The following is a 10,487-nucleotide window of genomic DNA, read 5'->3' as shown; positions in this document are numbered from 1 at the left end:
ATGCACCTGTGCCCGCGCAATCGCCTGACCAACTGGTGAAGTGGTAACCCGTATAGGGCGTGGCGGTGCAGCTTGCACCCTGCCCATGGTTAACGGGGTTGGGTGCGCAGGTGACCGTGCCGTTGGCCGGGGCGGGGACGATGCCGATGGAATAGGTGTTGAGCACAAATGAGGCGCTCACGCTGCGCGGGCTCGTCACGTTAGTTAGCTGGCATGCACCTGTGCCCGCGCAATCGCCTGACCAACTGGTGAAGTGGTAACCCGCATCGGGCGTGGCGGTGCAGCTTGCGTCCTGCCCGTGGGTGACGGGGTTGGGTGCGCAGGTGACCGTGCCGTTGACGGCAGCGGGGGTGGCGATGGAGTGGGTGTTGGGCGTGAAGGTGGCCGAGACGGTGCGCGACGCGGTCACGCTGGTGAACTGGCATGCACCCGTGCCCGCGCAATCGCCCGACCAACTGGTGAAGTGGTAACCCGCATCGGGCGTGGCGGTGCAGCTTGCATCCTGGCCGTGGGTGACGGGGTTGGGCGTGCAGGTGACTGTGCCGTTGGCCGGGGCGGGGACGATGCCGATGGGATAGGTGTTGAGCACAAATGTGGCACCCACGCTGCGCGGGCTGGTCACGTTGTAGAGAATGCACGCGCTGGCAGTGCCCGAGCAATCTCCCGACCAATGGGTGAAGTGGTTGCCCATCGCGGGCGAGGCGACGCAGATAGTGTCTTGCCCATGGCGCACGGGGTTGGGTGTGCAGTTCACGCTGCCGCCTGTGACTGCGGGGGTGGCAATGGCGTAGGTAATGGGCGCGAAGGTGGCTCCCACGCTGTGCGCGCTGGTCACGTTGGTGAACTGGCATGCACCCGTGCCCGCGCAATCGCCCGTCCAGCCGGTGAACTGAAAGCCCGTTTGCGGCGTGGCAGTGCAGCTAGCGCCCTGGCCGTGGGGCACGGGGTTGGGCGTGCATGACATGCTCCCGCCTGTGGTGGCAGTGGTGGTGATGGCGTAGGTGATGAGCGTCGTGTTGGCAGAAACGGTGGTAGTCCCGAGAACCACGGGCTGGCAAGCTCCCGTGCCGCTGCATGCGCCGCCCCAGCCGCTGAAGGGGCGGGCGACTGAGTCATGCACCGTGGCCGTGCAGGTGGCGCTGGAGCCATGGGTCACGGGGTTCGGGGTGCACTGTGCGCTGGCGATGCCCGCATCCGTGTTGACTGTCACCATGTATTGGCGCGGTGCCAGGCAAGCGGCCGTGGTGCCGCCGCTGATGCCCGCGCAATTCCAGCGGAAGGCATCGGCCGCGGCAGACTGGTTGGTGGCCGAACCGGCGCTGCACAAGAGGGTTGGCAAGGTGAGCGAAGGCGTAGTGCTGCCACACGCGCCGTTGGTGGGCGGCGGGGCGAAGGTGGCGCTGATGGTGCAATTGCCGGTAATGGTCGCAGTGGTGTAGGTGTTGCCCGCAAGCGATCCGCCGCAGCCGCTGGCCTGCACCGTATAGCCCGGTGGCGTGGTGAGCGTGAAGCTGGCCTGCTGCCCCGCCGCTACATCGCGCCCCGCCTCGATGCTGCCGCCGCCCGTGGCCTGGGAGGTAACGAGGTAGGCGCGAGGCACGGAGCATTGCGGCGAAGGGTTGCCGCCGTAGCTGCTCTGGCACACCCAGGAGAAGGAGTAGGTATCACCCATCACGCCGCTGGTCGTGCCCACGCTGCAAAGCAAGGCATCTGGCGGATAGCGGCGAGGCGTGGCGCTGCTGGCACTGCCGCACACGCCATCGAGCTGCACGGAACCGGCCTCGACCGTCATGCCGATGGAGGTCTGCGGCTCGGCCACCCAGGCCGGGTTGTGGCTCGCCCCTGAATACCAGGTCAGCCCGTCGTTGGTGGCCGTGGTGATCTGGCGGCGGATCATGGTCTGACCGATGCTGCGCACCACCACCCAGGCAAAGTCGCCCGCCGCCACGATGCGGTCGCCCGTGAACACGCGCATGCCTGGCGTGGCCGCGTCGGCGGTGAAGGGGGCGCAGGCCGTCATGTCCACGAACGGCGTGGCGGCGCTGGCGTCGGTTGCGCACACTTGCAGCTCGAACTGGTCGATCTGGGTGAGATTCATCTTCACCTGCGTGATGCGCAGCGACTGGCTGCCAATCGGGATCCGGTTGGCCACCCACAGGTTGGTGTGGTAGCTGGAGTTGTGCTGGATGAGCCACGGGTCATTGGCGGCTGCCAGGTTGTCGAATACCGTGACTGCACCAGCAGACACTGAAGCCGCCGCCGTCAGCAGCAGCATGGCAATTCGAAGGGCAAGGGTTTTCATGGCGATGTGGTGGGTGGGTGGAGCTGTGTTCCACCCAGCCGCGATCGGCCATGAAAAATGCTTTCAGCACTTGTGCATCAAGCGCTGAAAGCCATGTTTATGGAAGCGTGTGGCACGGGTGGATGCGCACTGCCGGCCATCTTGCGGGCGCGCAGCCTTGGCGGCTTGACTGTGCGTTCGTGCCGCGCTTGACTGGACGTTTCGCAAGCCTCTCCCCCCCAAAAAAAGGGGCGTTCCCCTCCCGCGCTATCATCCGCCCCAGCCCCCTGTCCCGGGGCTGATGCTTCAAAACATCCGTCGTATAGCGGCACAGCCTCTCCGAAAGCGAGGCTTGGTACACCGAATCCATCAGTCAACGCAGATGCAATGGCCTGTGGCTTCGATCCGCAATGGAGCACGGAACAATGAACGCCGTTTCTCTCGCCTGCGCGCCGTCTTTTGGCGCAGCCCCTCCCTCATGCCAGCCCTTTGTGCCCGGCCAACTGCGGAGGGACATGGCATGAACCCCGCCCAGCCCTCCACCGCCACGGACAGCCACAGCGCCCGGCAGCTGTCCAACGCCCTCACCCAGGTGGACCATCTAGTGCAGCAAGGCTGTGCAGAAATCTCCGCCATCGCCCAGCTCGCCCTGGCATGGCTGGAGACGCCCAAGGGCCATCGCCACATGGACGTGGTGGCCCGCGCCCTGCAAAGCATCCGCGACAGCGCCGAGACGCTGGCCGACTACGCCGGCACCGAGGCCCAGGCCATGGGCTGCGGGTTTGAAGACCCGGCCGAGATGCGCCGCGCCGAAGCGGCCGAGGCGGCGGCAAAGGCAATGGCCCACCTGTTTGAACGCCGCGCCAATGTGCCGATGCCTGCGCAGGACGGCAGCAGCTGATGCGCCAGCGCGCCGGCCGGCCGGCGTTCAGCCCACGCTCAGCCCACGTTCAGACCACGCTCAGCCGCAAGGCAAGCGCGACCAGCGTGATGGCAAGGACCGGAAGGGTCAGGACGATGCCGACGCGCAGGTAGTAGCCCCAGGCAATCGTCATGCCCTTGCGGGCCAGCACATGGAGCCAGAGCAAGGTGGCCAGGCTTCCGATGGGCGTGATCTTGGGGCCCAGGTCACAGCCGATCACATTGGCATAGACCATGGCTTCCTTCACCAGCCCCGTGGCCCCGGAGTGCTCGATGGACAGGGCGCCCACCAGCACCGTGGGCATGTTGTTCATCACGGAAGACAGGCCCGCCGACAGAAAGCCGGTGCCTATTGCGGCGCCCCACACGCCGCCGCCTGCAAAGACTTCCAGCACCCTGGCCAGGGCACCGGTCAGCCCCGCGTTGCGCAGGCCATAGACCACCAGGTACATGCCCAGCGAGAACACGACGATCTGCCATGGCGCGCCCTTCAGGACCCGGCTTGCGCTGATGACCCGGCCATGGGCGGCGACGGCGAGCAAGAGCAGCGCGCAGGCCGCGGCCACGGCGCTGACGGGAACGCCCAGCGGCTCCAGCCCGAAGAAGCCCAGCATCAACAGCGCCAGCACGACCCAGCCTGCGCGGAAGGTAGCCATGTCCCGGATGGCGGCCGATGGCGGCTGCAGGCGCTCCAAGGCGTAGGTGCGGGGCAGATCCTTGCGGAAGAACAGGAACAGCACGCCCAGGCTGGCGGCCACGGCAACCAGGTTCACCGGCACCATGACCGACGCGTAGTCGTTGAAGCCGATGCCGAAGAAGTCCGCCGAGACGATGTTGACAAGGTTGGACACCACCAGCGGCAGGCTGGCCGTGTCCGCGATGAACCCTGCCGCCATGACGAATGCCAGGGTGCTTGCGGCAGAAAAGCCCAGGGCCACCAGCATGGCCATCACGATGGGCGTCAGGATGAGCGCGGCGCCATCGTTGGCAAAGACCGCAGACACCACGGCGCCCAGCAGCACGATGAAGGCAAACAGGCGCCTGCCGCTTGCGCGCCCCCAGCGGGCCACGTGCAGTGCAGCCCAAGCGAAGAACCCGGCCTCGTCCAGCAGCAGGCTGATGATGATGACCGCCACGAAGGTAGCGGTTGCGTTCCAGACGATGCCCCAGACGACGGCGACATCGGCCCAGTGCACCACCCCCAGGGCCAGTGCCACGATGGCGCCGAGCGACGCGCTCCAGCCGATGCCCAGGCCTGCGGGCTGCCAGATGACCAGAACAAGGGTGGCTGCAAAGATCAGGAGGGCCGCAAGCATGTGCTGTTTTCTTCGGGGATGTGCAGGCGGCAGCGGGAGCCGCAGCGGTTTCGGTGGCGGGTGTCGGTAGCCGGTGTCAGTGGCAGGCTTCAGTCACGGGCCAGGTCGCGGGCAGACTGCTGCAGCGCGTGCCTGGCCAGGGACGATGGCGGCAGGTTGACGAGCCGCTCCAGGCGCTGCCGCATGGCCAGCAGGGTCTGGCGGAATGCGGCCTGCCGGCCTTCGTCGCTGCCTTCGGCCTGCGACGGGTCCGCGTAGCCCCAGTGCGCGGTGGCGGGCTGGCCCGGCCAATAGGGGCATGCCTCGCCGGCGGCGCTGTCGCAGACGGTGATGACCAGGTCCATAGGGGGTGCCTCGGGCGCACCGAACTCATCCCAGCTTTTGCTGCGCAGGCCTTCGGTGCACACGCCCGCCTGCTCCAGCGCCGCAATCGCCAGCGGATGGGGCTGCTGGTTGTCGCGGGGGCTGCTGCCTGCGGAGTAGGCCTTGAAGCGCCCGCCGCCGAGGTGATTCAGAAGGCCTTCCGCCAGGATGCTCCGGGCAGAGTTGTGCGTGCACAGAAACAGGACGTTCAGGGGTTTGTCGGAAGTCATGGCAGGAAGTGTTCGGGGCGGGGAAACCGGGGGAGCAGCGTCAGCAGGACTTGCAGGACATGTCGGCCACCTCGCATGACGCACCTGCACAGCAGTTCTGCGTCAGGAAGCCGAGCAGGCCATTCATGCGCTCATAGGCGGCGCGGTACACCAGGTTGCGGCTGGCCCGCTCCTGCGTCACCAGGCCCGAGCGGGTCAGTTCCTTGAGATGGAAAGACAGCGTGGTGTTGGCGGCGCCCAGGCTTTCTGCCATGACGCCCGGCGTCAGCCCCTCGGGCCCGGCCACGACGAGCGCGCGGAAGATGCGCAGGCGCAAGGGGTGGGCAAGCGCGGCCAGGGATTCGACGACTTCAGATTCATCCATGGGCGAATCATACGATATTTCAACAAATATGGAAATATGTACCCAACGGGCGCTGACCGATCGTGCCAGCCCATGCCAACCCACGCCACCCCATGCGGATGGGCACCCATGGCTGACCGCCGTGCCCGGTTGCAGAAAAAGCGCAGCCAACCGGGCACGGTCCGATCTCAGGCGCCCTGCGGCAGATAGCTTGGCCGGGCCGCCGTCATGCCGCGCTTGACCTGCTGGGTGAGCTCGTCGGCCAGCACTTCATCGAGCCCGGCCTCCAGTCCGTCCAGCGCGCGGCTGACGATGTCCTCGGGGCTGGACTTCGGCGCGTCAAGCCCGCGCGTGAGGTCGGTGTCGACATAGGCCATGTGCAGGCCCAGCACCTGTGTCTTCTGCCCTGCAAGCTCGCTGCGCAGGGCGTTGGTGAGCGACCAGGCGGCCGACTTGCTGGCCGAATAGGCGGCCAGCTCGCCGCCGTTCACCCAGGAGGCCACCGACAGCACATTGAGCAAGGCTCCGCCGCCGTTGGCCTTGAGAACCGGCGCGAAGGCCTGGCTCATGCGCAGCACGGCGAAGAAGTTGGTCTCGAAGATGCGCCTGGCGACCTCTTCGCTGTCGGGCGCCATGAAGCCGCCGGGCTGGGCGATGCCGGCGTTGTTGATCACCAGCGTGACGTCCGACGCCAGCGCCGCGGCGGCGGCCACGTCCTGCGGGCGGTTCACGTCCAGCTGCAGGGCATGCACGCCGGGCTGGGTGACGGTGGCGGGGTCGCGCGCGCCGGCGTAGACCTTGCGGGCGCCACGGGCAAGCAGCTCGCGTGCGAAAGCCAGGCCGATGCCGCGATTGGCGCCGGTGACGAGAACAACAGCGTTTTCAATTTTCATGGAGCACTCCAGGGGTGGGGAAAAACAGATTCAACGGATCTTGATGACGACCTTGCCCTTGGCATGGCCGGCTTCGGAATAGGCAAGGGCCTCGTTGGTGGACTCGAATGCGAAGACCTTGTCCACGACCGGGCGGATGGCGCCCGCTTCGATGAGGCGGGTGATCTCGCGCAGCTGGCCGCCGTTGGCCCGCATGAAGAGAAATGAGTAGTCAATGCCACGGCCTCGCGCCCGGCGCCTGATGCCGGAGCTGAGCAGCCGCATCACCAGCCGCACGAATGCAGGCGCCGCGATGTTTCTGCCAAACGCGGGATCGGGCGGGCCGGAGATGGAGACCAGCTTCGCGCCGCCCTTGAGCACGCGCAGGGATTTGCCAAGCGTCTTGCCGTCCTGGCTGTTGAGCACCACGTCGTAGTCGTGCAGGACGTCCTCGAAGTCCTGCGTGCGGTAGTCGATGGCGACATCCGCACCCAGGCTCCTGACCAGCTCGAAGTTGGCCGCGCTCGTGGTGGTGGCCACAGTGGCACCCAGGTGCCTGGCCAGCTGGATGGCGAACGTGCCCACGCCACCGGAGCCGGCCTGGATGAAGACCCTTTGCCCCTTCGTCAGCTTCGCTGTCTCCACCAGTGCCTGCCAGGCCGTCAGGCCCACCAGGGGGATGGAGGCGGCCTCTTCCATCGTGAGCCCCTTCGGTTTTGGCGCCAGCGACGACTCCTTGACCGGCACGAACTCCGCGAACGTACCGATCCGGAAATCGTCCGTGCGTGCATAGACCTCGTCGCCCGGCTTGAACTGCCGCACGCGCGGGCCGGCCTTGACCACCACGCCGGCCACGTCGTGGCCCAGGATCAGGGGCAGGCGATAGGGCAGGATGAGCTTGAATTGCCCGGCCTTGATCTTGGAGTCCAGCTGGTTCACGCCTGCGGCATGGACCTGGACCAGGACTTCGTCGTCACGCAGCTGCGGCTCGGGTACGTCTGCCAACTGCAAGGCCCGGTTCGCTCCATAGCTTTCCAGAACAAATGCCTTCATGGTCTTCCTTTATATGATGATCATCATATGTAACGGCGAAAAAAATCCAGGCACATGCACAGGGCATGCGCCATCAACGGCTGGCCGGCGCCAGGTGCTTGAGTGCTGCCTCGCGAAGGCTGTCGGACAGGGCCGGATCGTCCACTGCCCGTGCCAGCAGCAGGCTGCCGACCATGGTGGACAAGGTGACGAGCGCGCGCTCATGGGCGCCGGGCTGTCCCCAGTCCGGCGATTGGCGGGCGATGAGATCGACCATTTCCTTGATGTGGCCCGTGGCCACGCGGCGCACCTCCGGCGCCTGGCGCGAGGTCTCGGAACCCAGGGCCGCCAGGGGGCAGCCCACCTCGGCGCGCTGGACATGTTCCTTGGAAAGATAGGCGGCCAGCATGGCCTGCAGCACCATGCCGGGCGGCGCCTTGGCCACCACGTCGGCGACGGCGGCACAGGACTCGGCGCAGGCCTTGCCCGCCGCTTCGGCCAGCATGGCATCGCGCGAGGCGAAATGGGCGTAGAAGGCGCCGTGCGTCAGGCCCGCCTCCTTCATGATGTCCGCCACCCCGGTGCCGCCATAGCCGCTGCGGCGGATGGCACGCGCCGCCACGGAGACGATGCGCTCATGCGTGGCCTCCTTGGCGGAAGCCCGGGCGCTGGAATTTGTGTTTCGCATGATGGTCATCATACATTGTTTGCGCCATGCACGCGCCGCAGATGGGACATCCGCCCGCAGCCATTGCATGGACAATCCCGGCATGTCTGCTGCTGCTTCACACAACAATCCATCCCGCCCCGTGCTCATTGCCGGCGGCGGCATCGGTGGCATGGCCACTGCCCTCACGCTGCACCAGATCGGCGTGCCCTGCATCGTGTTCGAGTCGGTGGCGCAGTTGCAGCCGCTGGGCGTGGGCATCAACCTGCAGCCGAACGCGGTGCGGGAACTGCATGACCTGGGTTTCGGCAACGATGTGCTGGACACCATCGGCCTGCAGGCGCGGGAATGGGCGCTGGTGGGCCGCAACGGCAACGAGGTGTATGCCGAGCCGCGCGGGCTGCAGGCGGGCTACCACTGGCCGCAGTACGCGGTGCACCGCGGGCAGTTGCAGATGATGCTGTTCAACGCCGTGCGGGAGCGCCTGGGCGACGACGCCGTGCAGCTGGGCCGGCGCGTGGTGGGCTACCGGCAGGACGCCGAGGGCGTGACCGCGCTCATCGACACCCGCGATGGCCAGCGCCTGGAGGTGCAGGGCTCACTGCTGGTGGCGGCCGATGGCCTGCACTCGGCCGTGCGCGCGCAGATGCACCCCGCGCAGCCGCCCATCCAGTGGGGTGGCGCCATCATGTGGCGCGGCACCACGCCGGGCGTGCCGGTGCGCACCGGTGCGTCCTTCGTGGGCGTGGGCTCGCTGCGCCATCGCGTGGTGCTGTACCCCATCACGCCGCCGGACCCCGTCACGGGCCTGGCCACCATCAACTGGATCGCCGAGATCACGGTGGACAACGACGGCGGCTGGCAGCAAGGCGACTGGAACCGGCGCGTGGCGCTGGAGGAATTCATCCACCACTTCGACGGCTGGGACTACGGCTGGCTGGACGTGCCGGCCATGCTGCGCGGCGCCACGGATGTCTTCGAGTACCCCATGATCGACCGCGACCCCGTGCCCACCTGGGTGGACGGCCGCGTGGCCTTGCTGGGCGATGCGGCGCATGTGATGTACCCCGTGGGCTCCAACGGCGCCAGCCAGGCCATCGTGGACGCGCGCGTGCTGGGGGCGCAGCTGCTGGACCACGGCGTGGGCCCGCAGGCGCTGCGCTCCTATGACGACAGGCTGTGCAAGGACATCTCGGCCCTGGTGCTGCGCAACCGCGGGGCCGGCCCCTTCGGCCTGCTGGGGCTGGTGGACGAGCGCTGCGGCGGCGTCTTCGACCATATCGACGAGGTGCTGCCGCGCGAGGAGCGCGAGGGCTTCATGGCCCGCTACAAGGCAGCGGCCGGCTATGCGATCGAGACGCTCAATGCCGCAGCCCCCACCATCGCACCCGGTCGGCGCATGGCCAGCAAGTGACCGACGCATGATCGGCGCATGACCGGCGCATGACCAGGGACTGAGCCCTTGTGCGGCAGCAAGGGCCGCGAGTCGCCATAATCGGCCCTTGCCCCTGGCAGCCATCCCCAGATTTACATCACAGACCAAGCAGGAAGACCACATGCCCATCAAATCCATTCTGAAATCCACCGTGGTGACGCTGGCGATCGTGGGCAGTGGATCGCTTTTTGCGCAGGGCGCGCCCCTGAACACAGCGGCGTTTGACGCCCTGGTGGCGCAAGGCCCCGTCGCCGACGCCGCGACCATTGCATCGAGCACGTGGGCCAGCAAGATCAAGCAGACCGGCACGCTGCGCCTGGGCAGCACCCAGACCTCGAATCTGTTCTCCCTGCTCAACGAGAAGGACGGCAAGATCCGCGGCTTCGACGCAGGCCTGGCCCAGCTGCTCACGCGCTATATCCTGGGCGATGCGTCCAAGTACCAGTTCGCACAGGTGACCTCGTCCACGCGCGAGCAGGTGCTCATCAACAACCAGGCGGACATGGTGATCGCCACCTACTCCATCACCCCCGCCCGTGCCGAGAAGATCTCGTTTGCCGGCCCCTACTACACCTCGCAGGCCGGGGTGCTGGTCAAGGCAAGCAACAAGACCGTGCAGTCGTACAGCGATCTGGCAGGCAAGAAGGTGGCCACGCAGGCCGGCTCCACGGGCCCCGCCATCCTGGCGCAGCACGCGCCCAAGGCGGTCGTGCAGGAGTTCCAGACCCACCAGGAAGCGCTGGACTCCCTGCGCCAGGGCCGTGTGGATGCCTATGTGACCGACTACACGCTGCTGCTCAACACCCTGAGCCTGGGCACCGGCGACGCGCGGCTGGCAGGCGCGCCCTTTGGCGCCCAGGATTCCTACGGCATCGGCCTGCCCAAGGGCTCGGACGGCGTGGCCTTCATCAACGCCTTCCTGAAGAAAATCGAAGCCGACGGCACCTGGGCCAAGCTGTGGACCATCTCCATCGGGCAGCGCACCGGCAGCACGGCCGTTCCCACGCCGCCCGCCCTGCCCTGAACG

Annotated in this window: 10 protein-coding genes; 3 read left to right on the top strand and 7 right to left on the bottom strand. The window is 67.1% G+C overall.

The annotated features are described in order from the left end of the window. The coding region (locus IAE24_RS24705; RefSeq protein WP_233626105.1) for an InlB B-repeat-containing protein at positions 1 to 2,302 on the bottom strand (2,302 nt) is incomplete at its 3' end. A gap of 499 nt (positions 2,303 to 2,801) precedes the next feature. Here IAE24_RS24705 and IAE24_RS24700 point away from each other — a divergent pair. After that, on the top strand, positions 2,802 to 3,182 hold the full coding sequence (locus IAE24_RS24700) for a hypothetical protein (protein ID WP_199959375.1): 381 nt from the start codon (positions 2,802 to 2,804) through the stop codon (positions 3,180 to 3,182). Between the two features lie 49 nt (positions 3,183 to 3,231). Here the strand turns inward: IAE24_RS24700 and IAE24_RS24695 are convergent, their stop codons facing one another. The 6 genes from IAE24_RS24695 to IAE24_RS24670 all read right to left on the bottom strand — a co-directional run bounded on the left by IAE24_RS24695 (position 3,232) and on the right by IAE24_RS24670 (position 8,058). Continuing rightward, a complete protein-coding gene (locus tag IAE24_RS24695) occupies positions 3,232 to 4,518 on the bottom strand; it encodes an arsenic transporter (protein WP_199959376.1) in 1,287 nt (428 codons plus the stop codon). A gap of 89 nt (positions 4,519 to 4,607) precedes the next feature. Beyond that, positions 4,608 to 5,111, bottom strand: coding sequence for an arsenate reductase ArsC (locus IAE24_RS24690; protein ID WP_199959378.1), 504 nt, complete (start codon positions 5,109 to 5,111; stop codon positions 4,608 to 4,610). A 40-nt stretch (positions 5,112 to 5,151) separates the two neighbouring features. Continuing rightward, positions 5,152 to 5,475: an ArsR/SmtB family transcription factor gene (locus IAE24_RS24685; protein ID WP_013801883.1), complete on the bottom strand. Its 324-nt coding sequence runs from the start codon at positions 5,473 to 5,475 to the stop codon at positions 5,152 to 5,154. Positions 5,476 to 5,642: 167 nt separating this feature from the next. Beyond that, positions 5,643 to 6,347 (bottom strand): SDR family oxidoreductase, encoded by a 705-nt coding sequence (locus tag IAE24_RS24680; protein ID WP_063325626.1) that lies wholly within the window; start codon positions 6,345 to 6,347, stop codon positions 5,643 to 5,645. Between the two features lie 30 nt (positions 6,348 to 6,377). Next, positions 6,378 to 7,379 (bottom strand): NADP-dependent oxidoreductase, encoded by a 1,002-nt coding sequence (locus tag IAE24_RS24675; RefSeq protein WP_199959380.1) that lies wholly within the window; start codon positions 7,377 to 7,379, stop codon positions 6,378 to 6,380. Positions 7,380 to 7,452: 73 nt separating this feature from the next. Beyond that, positions 7,453 to 8,058 carry a TetR/AcrR family transcriptional regulator gene (locus IAE24_RS24670; protein WP_199959382.1) on the bottom strand — a complete coding sequence of 202 codons (606 nt, stop codon included), beginning with the start codon at positions 8,056 to 8,058 and terminating at the stop codon, positions 7,453 to 7,455. A gap of 70 nt (positions 8,059 to 8,128) precedes the next feature. On the opposite strand from IAE24_RS24670, the gene IAE24_RS24665 reads away from it, so the two are divergent. Further along, positions 8,129 to 9,439: a flavin-dependent oxidoreductase gene (locus tag IAE24_RS24665; RefSeq protein ID WP_199959384.1), complete on the top strand. Its 1,311-nt coding sequence runs from the start codon at positions 8,129 to 8,131 to the stop codon at positions 9,437 to 9,439. A 142-nt stretch (positions 9,440 to 9,581) separates the two neighbouring features. Next, positions 9,582 to 10,484: a glutamate ABC transporter substrate-binding protein gene (locus IAE24_RS24660; RefSeq protein WP_043782268.1), complete on the top strand. Its 903-nt coding sequence runs from the start codon at positions 9,582 to 9,584 to the stop codon at positions 10,482 to 10,484. Positions 10,485 to 10,487: the final 3 nt, after the last annotated feature.

The sequence above is a fragment of the Delftia sp. S65 genome (assembly GCF_016516495.1).
GTDB lineage: Bacteria > Pseudomonadota > Gammaproteobacteria > Burkholderiales > Burkholderiaceae_C > Comamonas > Comamonas acidovorans.
Note: the sequence above shows the minus strand (reverse complement) of the source record. Positions and strands in the feature narration are given on the sequence as shown.

Coding starts and splice junctions, on each gene's coding strand:
- IAE24_RS24700 (WP_199959375.1), top strand. CDS start 2,802: ATGAACCCCGCCCAGCCCTCCACCGCCACGGACAGCCACAGCGCCCGG.
- IAE24_RS24695 (WP_199959376.1), bottom strand. CDS start 4,518: ATGCTTGCGGCCCTCCTGATCTTTGCAGCCACCCTTGTTCTGGTCATC.
- IAE24_RS24690 (WP_199959378.1), bottom strand. CDS start 5,111: ATGACTTCCGACAAACCCCTGAACGTCCTGTTTCTGTGCACGCACAAC.
- IAE24_RS24685 (WP_013801883.1), bottom strand. CDS start 5,475: ATGGATGAATCTGAAGTCGTCGAATCCCTGGCCGCGCTTGCCCACCCC.
- IAE24_RS24680 (WP_063325626.1), bottom strand. CDS start 6,347: ATGAAAATTGAAAACGCTGTTGTTCTCGTCACCGGCGCCAATCGCGGC.
- IAE24_RS24675 (WP_199959380.1), bottom strand. CDS start 7,379: ATGAAGGCATTTGTTCTGGAAAGCTATGGAGCGAACCGGGCCTTGCAG.
- IAE24_RS24670 (WP_199959382.1), bottom strand. CDS start 8,058: ATGATGACCATCATGCGAAACACAAATTCCAGCGCCCGGGCTTCCGCC.
- IAE24_RS24665 (WP_199959384.1), top strand. CDS start 8,129: ATGTCTGCTGCTGCTTCACACAACAATCCATCCCGCCCCGTGCTCATT.
- IAE24_RS24660 (WP_043782268.1), top strand. CDS start 9,582: ATGCCCATCAAATCCATTCTGAAATCCACCGTGGTGACGCTGGCGATC.